The following is a 21,995-nucleotide window of genomic DNA, read 5'->3' on the forward strand; positions in this document are numbered from 1 at the left end:
AGCGGCTATGGAGATATCCTTACGCTTAGTGGCGATCACCAACTGCCCTGCGGGAATCGCCCACACTTACATGGTGGCGGAAGCACTGGAGCAAAAAGCGCGTTCGCTTGGCCATACCATTAAAGTTGAAACTCAAGGCTCAAGCGGCGTCGAAAACCGGCTGAGCAATGAAGAGATTGCCGCTGCGGATTACGTGATTCTGGCGACGGGACGCGGGTTAAGCGCTGATGATCGCGCGCGCTTTGCCGGAAAAAAGGTCTATGAGATCGCTATTTCCCAGGCGCTGAAAAACATCGACCAGATTTTCACCCAGTTACCCTCTCATTCACAGCTTTTCGCCGCCGATAGTGGCGTCAAGCTGGGCAAGCAGGATGTACAGCAGGGCAGCGTAATGAGCCACTTGATGGCGGGGGTTTCCGCTGCGCTGCCGTTTGTTATCGGCGGTGGTATTCTGGTCGCCATCGCCAATATGCTGGTGCAGTTCGGTTTACCGTATACCGATATGTCGAAAGGTGCGCCGTCGTTTACCTGGGTTGTCGAGTCTATCGGCTATCTCGGCTTCACCTTTATGATCCCGATAATGGGCGCGTATATTGCCTGGTCGATTGGTGATAAACCGGCGTTCGCCCCGGCGTTTCTGGTGTGCTATCTGGCGAACGATAAAGGTCTGCTGGGGACGCAGTCCGGCGCGGGATTTCTCGGCGCGGTAGTGCTGGGGTTGGCAATTGGCTACTTCGTGCTGTGGTTTCGCAAAGTGCGCCTTGGCAAAGCGCTTCAGCCGCTACTCGGCTCGATGCTGATCCCGTTCGTCACCCTGCTGGTATTTGGCGTGCTGACGTACTACGTCGTCGGCCCGGTGATGTCCGACATCATGGGCGGCCTGCTGCACTTCCTGAACACCATTCCACCCTCAATGAAAATGGGCGCCGCCTTCCTCGTTGGTGCGATGCTGGCGTTCGATATGGGCGGCCCCATCAACAAAACCGCGTGGTTCTTTTGCTTCTCACTGCTGGAAAAACACATCTATGACTGGTATGCCATCGTTGGCGTAGTGGCACTGATGCCGCCCGTCGCCGCAGGCATCGCCACCTATATCGCACCAAAACTGTTTACGTCACAGGAGAAGGCCGCCGCCAGCAGCGCGATTGTGGTAGGCGCAACCGTCGCCACTGAACCCGCAATTCCTTACGCGCTGGCCGCACCACTGCCGATGATTACCGCCAATACACTCTCCGGCGGCATTACCGGTATGCTGGTGATCGCCTTCGGAATCAAACGCCTGGCACCGGGTTTAGGTATCTTTGACCCGCTGATCGGTCTGATGTCGCCGGTAGGGTCATTTTATCTGGTGCTGGCGATAGGCCTGGCGCTAAACATTTCTCTAATCATCATTCTGAAAGGATTGTGGCTCAAACGTAAAGCCGCGCAGCAGGAGCTTGCCCATGAACATTGAGTTACTACAGCAGTTATGCGAAGCCAGCGCCGTCAGCGGTGATGAACAGGAAGTTCGCTCGATTTTGATCAATACGCTGGAACCGTGCGTGGATGAAATCACCTTTGACGGCCTCGGCAGCTTTGTCGCCCGCAAAGGCAATCACGGACCGAAAGTCGCCATCGTCGGGCATATGGATGAAGTGGGCTTTATGGTGACGCATATCGATGAGAGCGGTTTTATCCGTTTCACCACCATTGGCGGGTGGTGGAGTCAATCGATGCTCAATCATCGGGTGACCGTTCGCAACCGCGCGGGGATAAAAATACCCGGCGTCATCGGCTCCGTGGCGCCACACGCCCTGACGGAAAAGCAGAAGCAACAGCCGCTGTCGTTTGACGAAATGTTTATTGATGTTGGCGCAAGCAGCCGCGAAGAGGTGGAACAACGCGGTATTGCGATCGGTGATTTCATCAGCCCGGAAGCGAACTTTGCCCGCTGGGGTGAAGACAAAATTGTCGGCAAAGCGCTGGATAACCGCGTCGGCTGCGCCCTGATGGCGGAGCTTTTACAGGCGGTGGATAACCCGGAAATCACCCTGTACGGCGTTGGCAGCGTGGAAGAAGAGGTTGGGCTGCGCGGGGCGCAAACCTCGGCAGAGCATATCAAGCCCGATGTGGTGATCGTGTTGGACACGGCGGTTGCGGGCGACGTGCCCGGCATCGACAGTATTAAATATCCACTGAAGCTCGGCGCTGGCCCAGGGCTGATGCTGTTTGATAAGCGCTATTTCCCCAACCAGCAGTTGGTCGCCGCGTTAAAAGAGAGCGCCGTAAGCAGCGGTGCGCCATTGCAGTTTTGCACCATGAAAACCGGGGCGACAGACGGCGGGCGCTACAACGTGATGGGCGGTGGTCGCCCGGTGGCGGCGCTATGCCTGGCGACCCGCTATCTGCACGCTAACAGCGGCATGGTTTCGGCAACAGATTATGACGCCTTGTTCACCCTGGTCCGCGAACTGCTGAGCACGCTGACGGCGGATAAGGTCAAAGCCTTCACCAATTTTCGTCAGGTGATCTAATGCTCAGTGAACGCCAGTTGAGAATAGTCGACCTCCTTGAACAGCAGCCCTGCTTGCTGGGTGAGCTGGCGCGGCAAACTGGCGTGTCGAGCCGCACGATCCTGCGCGATATTGATTACCTCAACTTTACCTTCAGCGGTAAAGCCCGCATTCACCCCGCAGGGAGTGCAGGCTATCAGCTGGATATTATCGACCGGCACAGCTATTTCCAGCTTTTACAACGTCATGATAATGATGACCGGTTGCTGGCGATATTATTGCTAAACCCATTTACGACCCGCATGCAGCTCGCGTCGACGCTGAATTTACCTGAGACCTGGGTCGCCGACAGATTGCCTCGTCTGAAGCAGCGCTACGAGCGTGCCTTCAACATTCAGAGCCGCCCTGGCGTCGGGCACTTTATTGATGAGCCTGAAGAAAAGCGCATTATCCTGCTGGCGAATTTACTGAAAAAAGATCCGCTGTTGATTCCCCTGCCGGGCATGACGCGCGAGAACATCGAGCAACTTCAGCAGGCCTGCGAAAGCCTGCACGCTTTTGCACTGGTTGCTGGAGAGTATCTCGCCAGCGTAGTGCTTGCCGTTTATGCCCTGCGCAACCAGCTCACCGCTGCCTGGCCTGAGTGTCAGCATTGTACGCTTAATAATGCGGTGGAACAGGCGGGAATTTATCTGGGAGACAAGGCGTTCAGCACGCTGGTTGGGCTGCTGGAAATGCAGCAACGGCATACCGCTGCTATTTCCGAACAGGGCGTCGTGTCGCTGCTAAAATCGCTCCCCGGCGTCGCCCCACTGAGCATTATCGACGAACAGCTGGTCGAAAACATTACCGGTCACCTCCTGCGCTGCGTCGCGGCCCCGGTGTGGATCCCGGAACATCGTCAGGGCAGCATGAACAATCTGAAGGCCGCCTGGCCCGCAGCCTTCGACATGAGCCTGCGTTTTATCGCCCGGTTGCGCGAACAGTTGGATATTCCACTGTTCGACAGCGATCTGATTGGGCTTTATTTTGCCTGCGCCCTGGAACGGCATCAAAACGAACGCCAGCCGATTATTTTGCTCTCCGATCAAAACGCCATCGCCACCATTAACCAGCAGGCGATTGAGCGGGACGTGCTGAATTGCCGGGTGATCATCGCCCGTAGCGTGCATGACGTGAGCGCTATTTGTGAGGAAATAACCCCGTTGTTAATCATCAACAACAGCCACTATCTGATTGATGATGCTGAAAAAAACGTTCTGAATATCAAAAATATTATCACCGCAACCGGTACCGAGCAGATTAAAAACTTCCTCGCTACGGCGTTTATCCGCCAGCAACCTGAGCGTTTCTTTTCCCTGCAGGGCAGCTTCCATTATGCCAATGCGACGGGCGAATCCTGGCAGGGAATTATCGGGAAAATCTGCGGGCAGCTGGTGATACAGAGCCATATCACCGAGGATGAAGCACAGCGTATTTGCGCCCGGGAGCATGAAGGTGAAAACTTGATTGTAAATCGTCTGGCGATCCCCCACTGCTGGAGCGAACAAGAGCGTCGCTTTCGTGGATTTTTTATCACCCTTGCTCATCCCGTGCAGGTCAATAACGAGCCGGTCAGCCATGTACTCATCGCTTGTGCCGCCGCCGACGCGCGCCATGAGTTAAAAATCTTCAGCTATTTATCCAGCGTACTGTGCCGTCATCCGGTGGAAACTATTGCGGGACTGGCGGGGTATGAGGCGTTTATTGCGCTGCTCAAAGAGTAACTGCAGAAAACTAAAAAAGCGCCGCAAGGGCGCTCTTTCGACAGTATTAAGGTATCTTATTTCAGCAGTTCAGCCGTCATGTGCACGCGGTTACCGGTGTAAGCCTGAGTGATTTTATAATCGCTGGCACCAGCACGTTCTGCCTGAGCCGCAATTTTCGCTTCAGTGCTTTCCAGAGTTGACCCGGTAGCGGTAACAGACTGAGCAGCGAAAGAACCGAAAGAGGTGGCGAGAGCGATAACTGCGACAAAAGTTTTGATGCTTTTCATGATGTAAACCCTTTAATTTAGTTGTTTGAGTAAGGCACCGTGCCTTGATGTGATAAATAATAGCTCTCACATCGCACAACTAAAAGCGGAAGGATTTGCCAGTCTTATTCAAATATATTGAACATATATTATTCAGCGATTAAACGCTGCGGATGCGTATAAATCGTTGCCCGGCCCGGTTTGCAAAAACCCACCAGCGTCAGGTTACAGCGTTCGGCTACTTCTACGGCCAGCGTCGTCGCGGCAGAGACAGCAAACAGGATCTCCACGCCGCACATAGCCGACTTTTGCACCATCTCATAGCTGGCGCGACTGGAGACTAAAACGGCTCCCTGCCGCCATGTTTCGCCTTCAATTGCACGCCGCCCGAGCAGTTTATCCAGCGCCACGTGGCGGCCCACATCTTCATGCCCTCCCGCCAGATCCCCCGACGGCTGGACCCAGGCCGCTGCGTGCGTACAGCCCGTCAGTTGCCCCACGGGCTGGAAGTCGTGCAAATGCTTTAACGCGCGATCGAGGTCCGCCAGGTTAAACGTCTGGGTAAACGTCAAAGGCTGAACCGGCTTGCCAATGTCATTGAGCTGTTCCACGCCGCAAACGCCACAACCGGTACGACCGGCCAGCGCACGACGGCGCTCTTTCAAGCCCATAAAACGGCGGCTGGACAGTTCAACCTGAACTTCTAATCCGTTACAGGAAGGCACTACTTCCATGCCGTAGATATCCTGCGGGGACTCAATAATGCCTTCAGAAAGTGAAAATCCCATCGCAAAGTACTCAAGATCTTTCGGTGACGCCATCATCACCACGTGCGAAATCCCGTTGTACACCAGCGCAACGGGCACTTCTTCAGCGACGACATCCGGCTGAGGATGTTGCAAATCCTCGCGTTTCCAGAGGGTCAACTGGCGCGATCCCGTCAAAGTCGTCACATTTTCGATATTTTCTTGAATAATCTTATTCACTTTCTTTTAACCATATTGGAACACACATACCAACATTGTGGTATTCTTTACAAATCCCTCCTGGACGGAGGGAAATTCACCCAATTCTGGACCTTTGCGGTCCCGTCCGCAAAGAAAAATAACAACCACTTCCCTCGCGGTCGCGATACATCTACGCGAAGGGAACGTGACAATGTCGAAACAAGGAGCGAACCATGCAGGTCAGCAGAAGGCAGTTCTTTAAGATCTGCGCTGGCGGTATGGCAGGCACCACGGCAGCGGCACTGGGTTTTGCACCCGGCGTAGCGCTAGCGGAAACACGGCAATATAAACTGCTGCGTACCCGCGAAACCCGTAACACCTGCACTTACTGTTCCGTTGGCTGTGGACTGTTAATGTACAGTCTCGGTGACGGTGCGAAAAACGCCAAAGCATCCATCTTCCATATCGAGGGCGATCCGGACCATCCGGTGAACCGTGGCGCACTGTGCCCGAAAGGGGCTGGTCTGGTGGATTTCATCCACTCCGAAAGCCGGCTGAAATTCCCGGAATACCGTGCGCCAGGCTCCGATAAGTGGCAACAAATTAGCTGGGATGAGGCATTTGACCGCATCGCGAAGCTGATGAAAGAAGACCGCGACGCTAACTACGTTGCGCAGAACGCCGAAGGCGTCACCGTTAACCGCTGGCTTTCCACCGGGATGCTGTGTGCTTCCGCCTCCAGTAATGAAACCGGCTATTTAACGCAAAAATTCTCCCGCGCGCTGGGTATGCTCGCGGTCGACAACCAGGCACGCGTCTGACACGGACCAACGGTAGCAAGTCTTGCTCCAACATTTGGTCGCGGTGCGATGACCAACCACTGGGTCGACATTAAAAATGCCAACCTCGTTGTGGTGATGGGCGGTAACGCCGCTGAAGCTCACCCGGTCGGATTCCGCTGGGCGATGGAAGCCAAAATTCACAACGGCGCGAAGCTGATTGTGGTCGATCCTCGCTTTACGCGAACCGCAGCGGTGGCGGATTTCTATGCCCCTATTCGCTCCGGTACTGACATTGCCTTCTTGTCAGGCGTCTTGCTGTACCTGCTGAATAACGAAAAATTCAACCGCGAATATACCGAAGCCTACACCAACGCCAGCCTGATTGTGCGTGAAGATTATGGCTTCGAAGATGGCCTGTTCACCGGCTATGACGCGGACAAACGCAAGTACGATAAAACCAGCTGGAACTACGAGCTGGATGAAAAAGGCTTCGCCAAACGCGATGTTACGCTGCAACACCCGCGCTGCGTGTGGAATCTGCTGAAACAGCACGTTTCCCGCTACACGCCGGATGTTGTCGAAAACATTTGCGGTACGCCGAAGGCTGATTTCCTGAAAGTCTGCGAATACATCGCTGAAACCAGCGCCAAAGACAAAACCGCGTCGTTCCTGTACGCGCTGGGCTGGACGCAGCACTCCGTGGGCGCGCAGAACATTCGCACCATGGCGATGATCCAGCTGCTGCTCGGTAATATGGGAATGGCAGGCGGTGGCGTTAACGCCCTGCGTGGCCACTCTAATATTCAGGGTCTGACTGACTTAGGCCTGCTGTCGCAGAGCCTGCCTGGTTACATGACGCTGCCAAGCGAAAAACAAACCGATCTGCAAACCTACCTCGCCGCCAACACGCCAAAACCGTTGCTGGAAGGTCAGGTAAACTACTGGGGCAACTACCCGAAATTCTTCGTCTCAATGATGAAAGCCTTCTTTGGCGATAAAGCGACAGCGGAAAATAGCTGGGGCTTCGACTGGCTGCCGAAGTGGGATAAAGGGTACGACGTACTGCAGTACTTCGAGATGATGAACCAGGGCAAAGTGAATGGCTACATCTGCCAGGGCTTCAACCCGGTCGCCTCGTTCCCGAACAAAAACAAGGTCGTGGCTTCGCTGTCAAAACTGAAGTTCCTGGTGACTATCGACCCGCTCAACACCGAAACGTCCACCTTCTGGCAAAACCACGGTGAGTCGAACGATGTGGATCCGTCGAAAATCCAGACCGAAGTGTTCCGTCTGCCGTCCACCTGCTTCGCCGAAGAAAACGGCTCAATCGTTAACTCCGGACGCTGGCTGCAGTGGCACTGGAAAGGCGCGGATGCCCCAGGGATTGCCGCCACCGACGGTGAAATCCTCGCCGGTATCTTCCTGCGCATGCGCAAGATGTACGCCGAACAGGGGGGAGCAAACCCGGAACAGGTGCTGAGCATGACCTGGAACTACTCCACGCCGCATGAACCCGCTTCGGAAGAAGTGGCGATGGAGAGCAATGGTAAAGCCCTGGCCGATATTACCGACCCGGCAACCGGCGCGGTAATCGTCAAGAAAGGCCAACAGCTTAGCTCGTTTGCCCAACTGCGCGACGACGGCACCACCTCCAGCGGCTGCTGGATATTCGCCGGTAGCTGGACGCCGGAAGGCAACCAGATGGCGCGTCGTGATAACGCCGACCCATCGGGCCTGGGCAATACGCTGGGCTGGGCATGGGCATGGCCGCTCAACCGCCGTATTCTGTATAACCGCGCCTCCGCTGACCCGCAGGGGAATCCGTGGGATCCAAAACGTCAGATCCTGAAATGGGATGGGGCGAAATGGAGCGGGATGGATATTCCGGACTACAGCGCCGCCGCACCGGGCAGCAACGTCGGGCCGTTTATCATGCAGCCCGAAGGGATGGGACGCCTGTTTGCTATCGATAAGATGGCGGAAGGGCCGTTCCCGGAACACTACGAGCCGTTTGAAACGCCGCTGGGCACCAACCCGCTGCACCCGAACGTTATCTCTAACCCGGCTGCTCGTATCTTTAAAGGCGATGAAGAAGCACTGGGCAAAGCGGATAAGTTCCCGTACGTCGGGACGACCTACCGTCTGACCGAGCACTTCCACTACTGGACCAAGCACGCGCTGCTAAACGCCATCGCTCAGCCGGAACAGTTTGTGGAAATTGGCGAGAAGCTGGCGAACAAGCTCGGCATCTCTCACGGCGATACCGTTAAGGTCTCTTCTAACCGCGGCTACATCAAAGCCAAAGCGGTGGTGACCAAACGTATTCGCACGCTGAAGGCCAACGGTCAGGATATCGACACCATCGGTATTCCGATCCACTGGGGCTACGAAGGTGTGGCGAAAAAAGGCTTTATCGCTAACACGTTAACGCCATTCGTCGGTGATGCGAACACGCAGACGCCGGAATTTAAGTCCTTCCTCGTGAACGTGGAAAAGGTGTAACGGAGACGACCTATGGCTTATCAATCGCAAAACATCATTCGTCGATCCGCCACTAACGGTTTCACCCCCGCGCCTCAGGCGCGGGATCACCAGGAAGAAGTGGCCAAGCTCATCGACGTCACCACCTGCATCGGTTGTAAAGCCTGTCAGGTGGCCTGCTCAGAGTGGAACGATATCCGCGATGAAATCGGCAGCAACGTTGGGGTGTACGACAACCCCGCCGATTTGACCGCCAAATCCTGGACGGTGATGCGCTTCTCGGAAGTGGAACAAGACGACAAACTGGAGTGGCTGATCCGCAAGGATGGCTGCATGCACTGTGCCGATCCGGGCTGCCTGAAGGCGTGTCCGGCGGAAGGGGCAATCATTCAGTATGCCAACGGCATTGTCGACTTCCAGTCCGAGCAGTGCATTGGCTGCGGCTACTGCATTGCAGGCTGTCCGTTCGACGTGCCGCGCCTCAACCCGGAAGACAATCGCGTCTATAAATGTACGCTGTGCGTTGACCGTGTTGTGGTAGGACAAGAACCGGCCTGCGTGAAAACCTGCCCAACCGGCGCGATTCATTTCGGCACCAAAGAGTCGATGAAAACGCTGGCAGGCGAGCGCGTGGCAGAGCTGAAAACCCGTGGTTACGATAACGCCGGACTGTACGATCCGATAGGCGTTGGCGGTACGCACGTCATGTACGTATTGCATCATGCCGACAAGCCGAATCTGTACCATGGCCTGCCGGAGAACCCGGAAATCAGCGCCACCGTGAAGTTCTGGAAAGGTATCTGGAAACCCCTCGCAGCGGTCGGCTTTGCAGCGACATTTGCGGCCAGCATCTTCCACTACGTCGGCGTAGGTCCGAACCGTGCGGAAGAGGAAGAAGACAATCTGCATGAAGAAAAAGACGAGGTGCGCAAATGAAACGACGTGACACCATCGTGCGCTATACAGCGCCGGAACGCATCAACCACTGGGTCACCGCCTTCTGCTTCATGTTGGCGGCGATAAGCGGGCTGGGCTTTTTCTTCCCATCCTTCAACTGGCTGATGCAAATCATGGGCACCCCGCAGCTGGCGCGAATTCTGCACCCGTTTGTCGGCGTGATTATGTTTGCCTCGTTTATCATCATGTTTTTCCGTTACTGGCACCACAATCTAATCAATCGGGATGATATCTTTTGGGCGAAGAATATTCGTAAGATCGTCGTCAACGAGGAAGTAGGTGACACGGGACGTTATAACTTCGGCCAGAAATGCGTATTCTGGGCGGCGATTATCTTCCTGGTCCTGTTGCTGGTGAGCGGAGTGATCATCTGGCGCCCGTATTTTGCGCCTGCTTTCTCAATCCCGGTGATCCGATTCGCGTTAATGCTGCATTCATTTGCCGCAGTAGCGTTAATTGTGGTTATCATGGTGCACATTTACGCCGCCCTTTGGGTGAAAGGCACCATTACCGCGATGGTGGAAGGATGGGTCACCAGCTCATGGGCGAAGAAACATCACCCACGCTGGTACCGTGAAGTCCGCCAGAAACAGGAAAAGTCATCTGAATGAGTATTCGCATAATCCCGCAAGATGAGCTGGGTTCGAGCGAGAAACGCACGGCGGATATGATTCCGCCGTTATTGTTCCCCAGACTCAAAAATTTGTATAACCGCCGTGCTGAGCGTCTGCGCGAGCTGGCCGAAAACAACCCGTTGGGTGATTATCTGCGCTTTGCTGCGCTGATCGCTCATGCGCAGGAAGTGGTGCTGTACGACCATCCGCTGCAGATGGACCTGACCGCGCGCATCAAAGAAGCGAACGATCAGGGTAAACCGCCGCTGGATATCCACGTTCTGCCACGCGATAAGCACTGGCAAAAACTGCTGCAATCGTTAATTGCTGAGCTGAAACCAGAAATGAGCGGCCCTGCATTAGCGGTGATCGAAAATCTGGAAAAGGCCTCAGAGCAAGAGCTGGAACTGATGGCCAGCGCGCTGTTTGCTTCTGATTTTGCGTCCGTCAGCAGTGATAAAGCGCCGTTCATCTGGGCCGCGCTGTCGCTCTACTGGGCACAAATGGCAAGCCTGATCCCCGGTAAAGCCCGTGCGGAATACGGTGAACAACGCCAGTTCTGCCCAGTGTGCGGTTCAATGCCGGTCTCCAGCATGGTGCAAATTGGTACCACTCAGGGGCTGCGCTATCTGCACTGCAACCTGTGTGAAACCGAGTGGCACGTGGTGCGCGTGAAGTGCAGCAACTGCGAGCAAAGCCGTGATTTAAACTACTGGTCACTGGATAACGAGCAGTCTGCGATTAAAGCTGAAAGCTGCGGCGACTGTGGGACTTACCTGAAGATTCTGTATCAGGAAAAAGATCCAAACGTCGAAGCCGTTGCCGACGACCTCGCCTCACTGATGCTGGACGCGCACATGGAGCAAGAGGGCTTTGCCCGCAGCTCCATCAACCCGTTCCTGTTCCCGGGTGAAGGGGAGTAAGTCTACGTCACGTCGGGCAGCGTTTGCTGCCCGTCTTACACTTGATATGGCGTGATTACCCCAGGGATTCCTGCAAAATCCTTGGTATTACGCGTGACCAGCGTAAGGCGATGTATCTGCGCAGTTGCCAGAATAATCGCATCCGGCAATTTCATCCCATATTCCTGCCTGAGGCGAACGCTTCTTTCCGCAATATCCTGCGACACGCCGATAATGTTAAATGCACTCAACGCAACACGTGTACGGGATTCCTGACGATACTTTTTTGCGCCTACCATTACCTCCATCCACGTGATAAGGCTAATGGCATTCTGCGGCGGCCATGTTTCTATCGCATATTTTGCTTCAGCCCGTCCGCTAAACAGATCGATGAGTATATTGGTATCAAAAAGCGCTGACCCGTTAACCATTACCATTCCTCACGAAGCTTGCGCTGGTATTCAACACCATCTTCCTCACAGCCTTGCCATAGACCAAGGGCGCCAGAAATAGTGGTCTCAGCGTTATCCTGCCTTTCCAGATACTGCTCAACCGCTTCCCGTAGTAATTCAGCACGGGGAAGATTGCGCTGCACCTTGAGATCGTCAAGCCGTTGAATCACCTCATCAGACAAATCGAGTAAAATTCTGCCCATATCTATCCCTACCAGCGTTGTCACATATACCTCCAGTATATCATTGGCGATTAATTTTCAAACAACATACACCTACCGAAAACGGGAAAAAAGCCAATACTGCAACGATGTTTAAATTTGCGAGCCACTTTCCAGAATCTCACCGCCATCAAAAACCGCCATATTCATTCTCTAAAAACCAGGTTATAACACTGTGTATTCATACAGACCACAGGACTAAAAATGGCACTGGAAAAAGGAATGGCAGACCTCGTGGCTGAGTTTATTGCGGCTGGTCGCCCCTCTTCACGCGAGCAGAGTATTGATGACCGGAGAGCGGGCTACATCGCCAGTACCGTACTGGCTGGAGAAACAGAAACCCGCGTACAGGTTGAAGACATTGAACTTGATGCCATGACATTTCGCGTTGTTTCGCCGCTTAACGCCACGGGAAATCTACCCTGTATTATCTACTATCACGGCGGCTGCTTTGTCAGCGGCGGGTTTGCCACCCACAATAATCAGTTAAGGCAACTCGCCTTCTACAGCGGCTGTCGGGTGATTGCCGTGCAGTACCGTCTTGCGCCAGAGCATACGTTCCCGGCAGCTCACGACGATGCCGAAAGCGGGGCCAATGTCATCTGGAAATATGCTGAGGAACTGGGCGTAGACCGCAACAGAATAACCCTTGCTGGAGACAGTGCGGGTGGGCACCTGGCACTGGTTACTGCGCTACGCCAGAAAGCAGCACGTCAGTGGCAACCTGCGCAGCTCATACTGATTTACCCCATGCTCGACGCAACCGCCAGCTTTGCCAGCTACATCAGCAATGGACAAGATTACATTATCACTCGCGACACGCTGCTATCCGGTTACGAGATGTATTTGCCACATACCGACCCGCAGCACCCGGAAGCCAGCCCGCTGTGGCGGGACGACCTTACTGGTTTACCGCCAGTCCATATTATTACCGCTGAATCTGACCCGCTGCGTGATGAGGGTGAAGCGTTATATCAACGGCTGCAGGAGCAACGCGTGGAGTGCTCCTGCCAGCGTTATCTTGGCGTTATTCACGGATTTTTCCAGCTCGGAGGCGTGAGCCAGGCGGCACGCAATGCAATGCGTGACGTGGCCTGGCGTGTTGCAACACGCGAATAAAACGCGAACGGGATAGAATGAAAAACAGGGATTTGCCCCCTACTCTTCTTCGTTCCCGCCTTCTTCGTAGGCACCAAACGGTTTTGCGGGTAGCACAATGTAGGTGCCTTCAAACACCACACCTGCCGCATCATCGCCAAAGACCTCTACCTGCATCTGGACACGCGCTTTACGGCCTCTCGCCAGACGGTCAAGATCGCCACTCAGCGAACCCAGATCGGCAATAGCCGTCGGTTTCCCGGTAATCGGTCTGCTGTAGCGGATATGCGCATCGGCGAGGATAATCGTTCCGCCCAAATGGCGCTCGCGCAGCATTAGCCAGATCAGCCCCCAACCGGTTAACGTAGCCAGAGAAAACAGGCTCCCGGCAAACAGGGTATGGTGCGGATTTTGATTACCGGTTTCGGGCATCGTGGTAATGAATTTTTGCCCGGTATACTGCTGAATACGCACGCCCATTTTCTCGCTCAGCGGAATATGTTCGTACCAGGCTTGCTGAAGCTGTCCACACCAGTCACCGCGATGAAGAATATCATCCAGCGTGGCAATGGGCTTGATCATCAAAAAGTGGCGTACCGGCGTGGTTTGCGGCGTGGTGATTTCACCCTGGCTCACAAAACCCAGCTTGGCAAAAAATTCGACCGCATCTTCACGGGCGCTACAGGTTACGCGCTTGACTCCTTCCTGACGCGCCACAGATTCCAGGGTCATCGCCATCAGCGTGCCTAAGCCCTTCTCCTGCACGGACGGGTCAACGGCCATAAAGCGTATAGAGGCTTCGTTATCCGCATTGATGTACAAACGCCCAACCGCAACCAGATTACCCTCTTCATCCACCACCATCTGATGGTGCGCCATCGCATCCCAGGCATCTCGCTCGGAGCCTTTTGGCTGGTGCAGCGGTTTACGCAGCATCTCCCAGCGGAACTGGTAATAACGCGCCAATTCTTCTTCTGTTTGCGGTACTCGAAGGTGATACATAGTTGTATTCTCTCTTGTTACCCGCGACCACGCCGGAAGTTGGTTCATACCTGTAACCAGAACGTCACGGGGCCATCATTAACCAGTGATACCTGCATATCCGCAGCGAATCGTCCGGTTTGCGTATTCATCTCCTGTTGGCGACAGCGCTCAACAAAGTATTCATATAACGCTTCGGCACGATCGGGCGCAGCGCCCTTTGAGAAGCCCGGGCGCATGCCCCGTTCGGTATCTGCCGCCAGCGTAAACTGTGAGACCACCAGCACGCTGCCACCCGCCTGTTGTACATTCAGGTTCATCTTACCTTCGGCATCGCTAAAAATTCGATAGCCGAGCACGCGCTCGCACAGGCGGTTCGCTTTCTGTTCGTCATCATCCCTTTCGACACCTAATAAAACTAAAAGTCCTGGGCCAATTTCACCCGTCACCTCATCCTCCACGGTGACGCTGGCACGGGTTACGCGCTGAATCAATGCAATCATATTTATTCTGCTTCTTCTTGTTCTGCGGCTTGTTTGAGTTTGCGGTATTCACCGAGAGTGACAGTTATTTCCGCGCCTAGCAAGACGATACACCACGTCCAGTATACCCAGACGAATAAAATAGGGATCACCGCCAGCACGCCGTAAATCAACTGATAAGACGGAAACATCGTGATATAGAACGCAAATCCTTTCTTCCCAGCTTCGAACAGCACCGCGGCGACAAAAGCGCCGATCACCGCATCACGATTGGGTACGCGCGTGGTAGGTACAATGCTGTACAGCAGCCAGAATGAGAGCCAGGAGAGCACCAGCGGCAATACCCTCAGGACGTTATCAATAACGGTATTGAGATCGCTGGCCCAGCGCAGGGACAAAAGATAAGAGCTGATCGCCAGACTGGCACCCGCCAACAACGGGCCCAGCGTTAAAATCATCCAGTACACCGCAAACGAATACACTTTGGGCCGGGTGCGTTTGCTGCGCCAAATGGTATTCAGTGCGCTGTCGATGGCATACATCAGCAACAGCGCCGTCACAATCAGCCCACATGCGCCGACGGCGGTCATTTTGTTCGAGTTCGCGACAAACTGTTCGATATAGCGCTGAATAACATCGCCGGTGGCCGGAATAAAATTAGCGAATATAAAATGTCGCAGCTGAATGCTGACGTCGGAAAACATGGGAAATGCGGCGAAAAGCGCAAAAACAACGGCGATAAGCGGCACTAACGAAAGCAACGAGACGTAAGCCAGGTTGCCCGCCAGTGTCGTCATATTGTCCTCATCAATGCGTTGCCATAATAACCTCAGCCAGGCCCGTACAGGACGCGTAGGGTGCCTGGCTTTTTGATGCACGTTTTTTAGCATAACACCGTCGCGAAATAGTCAGGTATGGTCGTTTTATCAACGACCAGGATGCTGGTGATCCCTAACTGGTTAGCCCCTTCAATATTATCGGCGTTATCATCAAAAAAGACCGTATCTGCGGCAGAAAAACCTTCGGACTGCAGAACATGCTGGTAAATCCGCGCTTCGGGTTTACGCATGCCGAGTTCCTGAGAAAGATAGATATGGTCCGCAGCCTGACGAACTTCTGGGTACTCATCCGGCCAAAATGTCGTATGCAGGCGGTTGGTATTCGACAGCACCACGACACGATGCCCCTGCTCACGCAGTTTATGCATGATGTCGATGACGTCGGGGCGTAGCGCGACAAAAACGGCCTGCCAGCCATGGGAAAACTGTTCGTAACTCAACGGCAGCGCCATGTCGTGACACAGCGCCTCGGCAAACGCCTCATCGGTTATTTCACCCCGCTCATGTTGGCGAAAAGCCTCCCCCATGGTGAAACTTTGCTTTAGCGAAGCCAGCGGGACACGGCTCAGATCGCTCCATGTGCCTAACACGCGATTGAAGTCGATATCGACAATCACATTACCCAAATCAAAGATATAGAGCATGTCCTTCTCCTTACTCGCCATGGATGAATAACTGTAGCGGGAAAGGAGAAGTTTGACTATGCGTGCGTGATGGCTTTGACGTTTCCGAGTCACCACTAGAGGGGATTACATTGCCAGAGCGTCATCCTGGGAGGGACTCACCTGCACAATTTCCACCTGCTGCGACTGGAGCAGGTTGTGCAATGCCGGACCGGGATACTCATCGGTAAACAACGCCGTCACCTGAGACACGTTACCAATCTCTACCGCTGCGGAAGCCGTGTATTTCGTATGATCGGCAGCCAGCAGAATATGCCGCGAATGGGCCATCATCGTTTTCACCACGCTGGCTTCGTTGACATCAAATTCCAGCAGCGCGCCATCGTTTTCTATCGCCCCGACGCTGGTCACCAGATAATCTGCCCGAAAATCAGCCACAAACGCGGTGGCGGAAGGGCCGATAATCCCGCTGTTGTGCGGGCGCAGCGTCCCGCCGGGTACCATCACCTCGAAGCGCGGGTTGTTATACAGAATATGCGCCACCCGCAGACTGTTGGTGATAATGCGCAAATGGTTATGGTTTAACAGCGCCCGCGCCACCTGTTCAACGGTGGTACCGATGGTAATAAACACCGTTGAACCATCTGGAATATAGTCAGCCACCGCTTCTGCGATGGCTTTTTTCTCTTCCGTCCAGGAGACTTCACGCTGCTCGAACGCCGTATTAACCACGCTCGACGCTCTGCCCGCCCCACCGTGGTGACGCGTAATCAATCCCTGTTCGCTGAGTTTACGAATATCGCGACGCACGGTCTGCGTGGAAACATCCAGCAGGCTGGCCAGCTCGTCAATATTCATATAACCGCGCTCGCTAATCAGCATCAGCAGCTGATCGTGCCGCGGGTTACCGGTCAGTTCGGTAAGACTCATGAAATTTCCTCGAAAAACCATTGCCCTGGCATTTTATACAAAAAGTGACAGAAAAGATCGGGTTTGATCACAGTCAGGAATACCCGCACGCCCACCCGGGCGCGTACATTTCAGCGCTGCGACTCCGCTGGCGAACCTGACGGCATCTTCCATAGCGTTACCGGAAGCCAGGCTGAATGCCAGCGCACCGTGAAAAACATCTCCAGCACCGGTAGTATCAACCACATCCACGGCGAATCCAGGCTGATGCTGTAACACATTATTTTTTATCCAGTCGCAGCCTTCCCCGCCTCGCGTCACATAGACATGTCCATTTGTGAGCGTTTGTGCTTTTTTCAGTCCAGCCTCAGGTTCTTCTATCCCGGTTAGACGCGCCAGACCCGGTTCTGAGAATGCCGCATGATCGCTTAACGCCACCAACTCGCTAATGTCCTGAGGCGTAACGTCACCATCCAGCACGGTGATGACGCCCGCCTGACGCGCAAGAGTAAATGCCTGCTTTGCGCCTTCGTGCCAGCGAACATCTGCCAGCACCACGTCCCACTGGGAAAAATCAATCGCATGCAACCAGTCGGCATCCGGCAGTAAGTCCGGGCTGGGGTAGTTGACGATAATCCGCTCCCCTTTCGCATCAACCATGATTGCCGATTGCGAAGAGTTTGCTCCTGTATAGCGCCGGGTGTAGCGGGTATTTACCCCCAGGGACTCCAGCTCCGCCAGCAGGCTATTTCCGGTGTCGTCATCGCCCACACGGCCAATAAAGTCCACCTGCGCGCCCAACTTCGCCGCAGCCACTGCCGCCGTTGCGGCAGGCCCCCCCCCCCCCCACTTCCGTATAGCGCTTCGCCACATATTTCCCCCCTTCAGTCGGTAAGCCTTCTACGTAATAGATGCGGTCCATCACGGTAATACCCACACAAGCAACACGAATCATTAGTCATTCCTCAAATGTTTTGGATGGGATCATTTTAATTTCACAAAATGTTTAAAAAGTGACGGCTGTCAATTTTTTGACCATAAATTACAAATACGATCAAAAACAGACAGAAAAGACCGATTTTGAATGACAAAAAATGACATCCACGTCTCAGGAGAACGTTATGGCAGTTATAGCATTTATCGGATTAGGTCAGATGGGTTCCCCCATGGCGGGCAACCTGCTGAAGCAGGGCCATCAGCTCAGCGTCTATGACGTTAACCCAGATGCCGTACAGCAGCTGGTTGAAAAAGGGGCTCGCTCTGCCACCAGTCCGGCTGAGGCGGCGAAAGACGCAGAGTTTGTTATCACCATGCTACCAAACGGCGATCTGGTGCGCAGCGTACTGTTCAGCGAGAAGGGTATCTGCGAAAGCCTCTCCCCGCAGGCGTTAGTGATTGATATGTCGACTATTCATCCGCTGCAAACCGACAAGCTGATTGCCGATATGCGAGCCAGGGGCTTGTGCATGATGGATTGCCCGGTCGGACGCACTTCCGATCATGCAGTCGCGGGCACGCTACTGCTGCTGGCGGGTGGCACGGCAGAACAGGTCGAACGCGCCACACCGCTACTGATGGCGATGGGCAGCGAACTGATTAACGCAGGCGGGCCGGGCATGGGTATTCGCGTGAAGCTTATCAATAACTACATGAGTATTGCGCTGAATGCCCTGTCTGCCGAAGCCGCCGTGCTGTGCGAGGCACTCGGTCTCTCCTTCGATGTGGCCTTGAAAGTGATGAGCGGGACCCCCGCCGGAAAAGGCCACTTCACCACCTCCTGGCCTAACAAAGTGCTGAAAGGCGATCTTTCCCCGGCCTTCATGATCGATCTGGCCCACAAAGATCTTGGCATCGCGCTGGATGTTGCCAATCAGTTGCATGTACCGATGCCGCTCGGTGCCGCCTCTCGCGAGGTTTATAACCAGGCACGTGCCGCAGGTCGTGGTCGTGAAGACTGGACCGCCATTCTTGAGCAGGTGCGTAACAGCGCCGGACTGACTGCCAAAGTAAAAATGTAACGACTGTATAAAGGAAAATTGAATGAACAACTACACCATCAAAGACATTACGCGTGCATCCGGCGGTTTTGCCATGCTGGCAGTCGATCAGCGTGAAGCCATGCGCTTAATGTTTGCCGCTGCGGGTGCGAAATCCCCGGTCAGCGACAGCGTGCTGACCGATTTCAAAGTGAATGCGGCAAAAATCCTTTCTCCTTATGCCTCGGCCATTCTGGTCGATCAGCAATTCTGTTACCGCCAGGTGGTGGAGCAAAACGCGGTAGCCAAAAGCTGCGCCATGATTGTTGCCGCCGATGCGTTTATTCCGGGCAACGGCATTCCTGTTGATAGCGTAGTGATTGATAAAAGTATCGATCCGCAGGCTGTGAAGCAAGACGGCGCCAAGGCGTTAAAACTGCTGGTGCTGTGGCGTAGCGATGAAGATGCCCAGCAGCGTCTGGATATGGTGAAAGAATTTAATGAGATGTGCCACTCCAGTGGCTTGCTGAGCATTATCGAACCGGTCGTACGTCCACCGCGTCGCGGCGATAAGTTCGATCGCGAGCAGGCCATTATCGATGCCGCTAAAGAACTGGGTGACAGCGGTGCCGATCTCTACAAAGTCGAAATGCCGCTGTACGGCAAAGGTACCCAACAAGAACTGCTTAGCGCCTCCCAGCGCCTGAATGAAAACATCAACATGCCGTGGGTCATTCTCTCCTCTGGTGTGAATGAAAAACTGTTCCCGCGCGCGGTCAGCGTGGCCATGACGGCAGGTGCATCCGGCTTTCTCGCCGGACGTGCGGTCTGGTCATCGGTTGTTGGCCTGCCAGATACCGAACTGATGCTGCGTGATGTTTCCGCGCCTAAATTGCAACGTTTAGGTGACATTGTCGATGAAATGATGGCCCGTCGCCGCTAATACGAGGATCAAAGAATGAAATGGTTTAACACATTGAGCCACAACCGCTGGCTGGAGCAGGAAACAGACCGCATCTTTAATTTTGGTAAAAATGCTGCTGTTCCTACTGGATTTGGCTGGCTGGGTAACAAGGGGCAAATTAAAGAAGAGATGGGTACTCATCTCTGGATCACCGCCCGTATGCTGCATGTTTACTCTGTGGCCGCGGCTATGGGCAGGCCAGGGGCATATGATCTGGTTGATCACGGCATCAAGGCTATGAATGGCGCGTTACTCGATAAAAAATACGGTGGTTGGTATGCCTGCGTGAATGACGAAGGCGTGATGGATGCCTCCAAACAAGGGTATCAACACTTTTTTGCACTGCTGGGCGCAGCCAGCGCAGTAACAACCGGGCATCCTGAAGCCAGGAAATTACTGGATTACACCATAGAAGTTATTGAGAAATACTTCTGGAGTGAAGAAGAGCAGATGTGCCTTGAGTCCTGGGACGAAGCCTTCAGCCAGACGGAAGATTACCGCGGCGGTAACGCCAACATGCACGCGGTCGAGGCTTTCCTGATCGTTTATGACGTTACCCATGACAAAAAATGGCTGGATCGCGCTATCAGAATCGCATCCGTCATCATTCATGATGTAGCCAGAAACAATCATTACCGTGTGAATGAGCACTTTGATGCTCAATGGAATCCTATCCGCGACTATAACAAAGACAACCCGGCACACCGTTTCCGTGCATTTGGCGGCACGCCAGGCCATTGGATCGAATGGGGTCGTTTAATGCTGCATATCCACGCAGCGCTGGAAGCCAGATGCGAACAACCCCCAGCATGGCTGCTGGAAGATGCTAAAGGTTTGTTCCACGCTACAGTACGCGATGCCTGGGCTCCAGATGGGGCAGACGGTATTGTGTATACCGTTGATTGGGAAGGGAAACCTGTTGTACGCGAACGTGTACGCTGGCCAATTGTAGAAGCAATGGGGACAGCCTATGCCCTCTATACCGTAACAGGGGATCGTCAATACGAAACCTGGTATCAGACATGGTGGGATTACTGCATTAAATACCTGATGGACTATGAAAATGGTTCATGGTGGCAAGAATTGGATGCTGACAACAAAGTGACCACCAAAGTCTGGGACGGTAAGCAGGACATTTATCACCTGCTGCACTGCCTGGTAATCCCACGCATCCCGCTCGCTCCAGGGCTGGCTCCAGCCGTAGCAGCGGGTTTGTTAGATATCAATGCGAAATAAATAAGCCTGGTAAAGACGGCATATCAGCAAATGAATGTTGCATATGCCGTTGTTTAGTAAGGATATCTAATATTAAGGTGATATGTATGCATAGTGGTGGGAATACGATATTAATCGCTGCAGGTGATTACCGGGCGCAAATAGTTTCAGTTGGTGCCGGTCTTGCCGAATTAACCTGGCAGGGCAAACATCTGGTTATACCTCATAAACCAGAAGAGATGCCTCTTGCTCATCTGGGTAAGGTATTAATCCCTTGGCCAAATCGTATTGCCAATGGCATCTATCAGCATGATGGGCATGAGTATCAGCTACCGATTAATGAACATGGTTCTAATACCGCTATTCACGGTTTACTTGCATGGCGAGACTGGCAAACTGATGAATTAACGGCAGAAAAAGCCTCATTTTCCATATTTCTGCCACCAAGCTATGGCTACCCATTCGCATTGATCTCACGAGTGATTTACTCACTGGACGCAACAACTGGGCTGTCCGTTGAGATAATTAGCCAAAATGTCGGCGATAAACCAGCACCTTACGGAGTCGGTATTCACCCTTATTTAACCTGTGATTTAACGCCTGTTGATGACTATACGCTGCTGCTTCCTGCAAATGAGGTTTTTGCTTTCGATACACAGTCTAACTCAACAACGTTACTTCGCGTCGATGAGCTGAATTTGGACTATTCCGTCCAACAAAAAATCGGTGATAAACGGATTGATCATACTTTCAAAACTTGCGGTGAGCGGTGGGAGGCGAAAATTATTAACGAACAACAGCAGTTGGCTGTTAGTTTGTGTTCCGATCAGCCGTGGCTTCAGGTCTATAGTGGCGAAAAGTTGAATCGTCAGGGATTAGCTATCGAGCCGATGAGTTGTCCACCTAATGCCTTTAACTCTGGGATCGACTTACTATTACTTAAACCAAAACAGCAGCATACATTATTTTTTAATATTCACGGTGAATGCATATAGTTCAAGTATTTATTTGTGCAGGATACCCATTACCCTGACTTAAAAAGTCCA

General features: G+C 53.6%; 21 protein-coding genes and 1 pseudogene. 12 read left to right on the forward strand and 10 right to left on the reverse strand.

The genetic code is table 11. The features are described 5' to 3' along the window. The first annotated feature begins 7 nt into the window (after positions 1–7). From FDW98_RS21180 to FDW98_RS21190, 3 genes are read left to right on the forward strand one after another with little or no spacing between them, the layout of a single operon-like run. Positions 8–1,453, forward strand: coding sequence for a PTS fructose-like transporter subunit IIBC (locus tag FDW98_RS21180; RefSeq protein WP_096758851.1), 1,446 nt, complete (start codon positions 8–10; stop codon positions 1,451–1,453). Further along, positions 1,443–2,513 (forward strand): aminopeptidase, encoded by a 1,071-nt coding sequence (locus FDW98_RS21185; protein WP_096758852.1) that lies wholly within the window; start codon positions 1,443–1,445, stop codon positions 2,511–2,513. The genes FDW98_RS21180 and FDW98_RS21185 overlap by 11 nt, the downstream gene beginning before the upstream one ends. Continuing rightward, complete coding sequence (locus FDW98_RS21190) at positions 2,513–4,258, forward strand: putative frv operon regulatory protein (RefSeq protein WP_096758853.1); 1,746 nt, start codon at positions 2,513–2,515, stop codon at positions 4,256–4,258. Before FDW98_RS21185 ends, FDW98_RS21190 begins: the two co-directional genes overlap by 1 nt. Before the next feature lie 56 nt (positions 4,259–4,314). On the opposite strand, the gene FDW98_RS21195 is transcribed toward FDW98_RS21190, so the two are convergent. After that, the gene (locus FDW98_RS21195; protein WP_096758854.1) at positions 4,315–4,527 is read right to left on the reverse strand and encodes a YdgH/BhsA/McbA-like domain containing protein; all 213 of its coding nucleotides are present in this window, start codon (positions 4,525–4,527) and stop codon (positions 4,315–4,317) included. A 128-nt stretch (positions 4,528–4,655) separates the two neighbouring features. Beyond that, complete coding sequence (fdhD, locus tag FDW98_RS21200; protein ID WP_096758855.1) at positions 4,656–5,492, reverse strand: formate dehydrogenase accessory sulfurtransferase FdhD; 837 nt, start codon at positions 5,490–5,492, stop codon at positions 4,656–4,658. Between the two features lie 194 nt (positions 5,493–5,686). Between fdhD and fdnG the strand changes: the two genes are divergently transcribed. The 4 genes from fdnG to fdhE are packed head-to-tail and all read left to right on the forward strand — an operon-like array spanning position 5,687 to position 11,210. Continuing rightward, positions 5,687–8,737 carry a formate dehydrogenase-N subunit alpha gene (gene fdnG / locus FDW98_RS21205; protein ID WP_117343643.1) on the forward strand — a complete coding sequence of 1,017 codons (3,051 nt, stop codon included), beginning with the start codon at positions 5,687–5,689 and terminating at the stop codon, positions 8,735–8,737. A 12-nt stretch (positions 8,738–8,749) separates the two neighbouring features. Beyond that, entirely contained in the window at positions 8,750–9,652 is a 903-nt protein-coding gene (fdoH, locus tag FDW98_RS21210) for a formate dehydrogenase O subunit beta (RefSeq protein ID WP_096758857.1), read from the forward strand. Then, positions 9,649–10,284, forward strand: a complete 636-nt coding sequence (fdoI, locus tag FDW98_RS21215) for a formate dehydrogenase cytochrome b556 subunit (RefSeq protein ID WP_096758858.1) — start codon at positions 9,649–9,651, stop codon at positions 10,282–10,284. Before fdoH ends, fdoI begins: the two co-directional genes overlap by 4 nt. Next, the gene (gene fdhE / locus FDW98_RS21220; RefSeq protein ID WP_096758859.1) at positions 10,281–11,210 is read left to right on the forward strand and encodes a formate dehydrogenase accessory protein FdhE; all 930 of its coding nucleotides are present in this window, start codon (positions 10,281–10,283) and stop codon (positions 11,208–11,210) included. Before fdoI ends, fdhE begins: the two co-directional genes overlap by 4 nt. Before the next feature lie 35 nt (positions 11,211–11,245). On the opposite strand, the gene FDW98_RS21225 is transcribed toward fdhE, so the two are convergent. Together FDW98_RS21225 and FDW98_RS21230 are read right to left on the reverse strand one after the other, a co-directional pair. Continuing rightward, on the reverse strand, positions 11,246–11,620 hold the full coding sequence (locus FDW98_RS21225) for a type II toxin-antitoxin system VapC family toxin (protein WP_096758860.1): 375 nt from the start codon (positions 11,618–11,620) through the stop codon (positions 11,246–11,248). Continuing rightward, positions 11,620–11,844 (reverse strand): CopG family transcriptional regulator, encoded by a 225-nt coding sequence (locus tag FDW98_RS21230; protein WP_170975228.1) that lies wholly within the window; start codon positions 11,842–11,844, stop codon positions 11,620–11,622. The genes FDW98_RS21225 and FDW98_RS21230 overlap by 1 nt, the downstream gene beginning before the upstream one ends. Before the next feature lie 222 nt (positions 11,845–12,066). Between FDW98_RS21230 and FDW98_RS21235 the strand changes: the two genes are divergently transcribed. Beyond that, positions 12,067–12,981 (forward strand): alpha/beta hydrolase, encoded by a 915-nt coding sequence (locus tag FDW98_RS21235; RefSeq protein WP_096758862.1) that lies wholly within the window; start codon positions 12,067–12,069, stop codon positions 12,979–12,981. Between the two features lie 39 nt (positions 12,982–13,020). Here FDW98_RS21235 and fabY read toward each other — a convergent pair whose 3' ends face one another. The 6 genes and pseudogenes from fabY to FDW98_RS21265 form a co-directional block, all read right to left on the reverse strand. Further along, positions 13,021–13,962, reverse strand: coding sequence for a fatty acid biosynthesis protein FabY (gene fabY, locus FDW98_RS21240; protein ID WP_153064726.1), 942 nt, complete (start codon positions 13,960–13,962; stop codon positions 13,021–13,023). 44 nt (positions 13,963–14,006) lie between these two features. Beyond that, positions 14,007–14,444 carry a D-aminoacyl-tRNA deacylase gene (gene dtd, locus FDW98_RS21245; protein WP_096758864.1) on the reverse strand — a complete coding sequence of 146 codons (438 nt, stop codon included), beginning with the start codon at positions 14,442–14,444 and terminating at the stop codon, positions 14,007–14,009. A 2-nt stretch (positions 14,445–14,446) separates the two neighbouring features. Beyond that, on the reverse strand, positions 14,447–15,313 hold the full coding sequence (locus FDW98_RS21250; protein ID WP_096758865.1) for a virulence factor BrkB family protein: 867 nt from the start codon (positions 15,311–15,313) through the stop codon (positions 14,447–14,449). Beyond that, on the reverse strand, positions 15,307–15,906 hold the full coding sequence (gene yihX, locus FDW98_RS21255) for a glucose-1-phosphatase (RefSeq protein WP_096758866.1): 600 nt from the start codon (positions 15,904–15,906) through the stop codon (positions 15,307–15,309). Before yihX ends, FDW98_RS21250 begins: the two co-directional genes overlap by 7 nt. A gap of 105 nt (positions 15,907–16,011) precedes the next feature. After that, positions 16,012–16,815 carry a DeoR/GlpR family DNA-binding transcription regulator gene (locus tag FDW98_RS21260; RefSeq protein WP_096758867.1) on the reverse strand — a complete coding sequence of 268 codons (804 nt, stop codon included), beginning with the start codon at positions 16,813–16,815 and terminating at the stop codon, positions 16,012–16,014. Positions 16,816–16,848: 33 nt separating this feature from the next. Continuing rightward, positions 16,849–17,749, reverse strand: a pseudogene (locus FDW98_RS21265) (sugar kinase). Positions 17,750–17,915: 166 nt separating this feature from the next. Between FDW98_RS21265 and yihU the strand changes: the two are divergent. The 4 genes from yihU (at position 17,916) to FDW98_RS21285 (ending at position 21,944) form a co-directional block, all read left to right on the forward strand. After that, the gene (gene yihU, locus FDW98_RS21270) at positions 17,916–18,812 is read left to right on the forward strand and encodes a sulfolactaldehyde 3-reductase (protein WP_096758869.1); all 897 of its coding nucleotides are present in this window, start codon (positions 17,916–17,918) and stop codon (positions 18,810–18,812) included. 22 nt (positions 18,813–18,834) lie between these two features. Beyond that, positions 18,835–19,713 (forward strand): sulfofructosephosphate aldolase, encoded by an 879-nt coding sequence (gene yihT, locus FDW98_RS21275; protein ID WP_096758870.1) that lies wholly within the window; start codon positions 18,835–18,837, stop codon positions 19,711–19,713. Between the two features lie 15 nt (positions 19,714–19,728). Continuing rightward, positions 19,729–20,970, forward strand: coding sequence for a sulfoquinovose isomerase (yihS, locus tag FDW98_RS21280; protein ID WP_096758871.1), 1,242 nt, complete (start codon positions 19,729–19,731; stop codon positions 20,968–20,970). Between the two features lie 71 nt (positions 20,971–21,041). Further along, positions 21,042–21,944, forward strand: coding sequence for an aldose-1-epimerase (locus tag FDW98_RS21285; RefSeq protein WP_226794678.1), 903 nt, complete (start codon positions 21,042–21,044; stop codon positions 21,942–21,944). Positions 21,945–21,995: the final 51 nt, after the last annotated feature.

Origin of the sequence: Citrobacter sp. wls711 (assembly GCF_005281055.1) — a bacterium.
Classification (GTDB): domain Bacteria; phylum Pseudomonadota; class Gammaproteobacteria; order Enterobacterales; family Enterobacteriaceae; genus Citrobacter; species Citrobacter gillenii.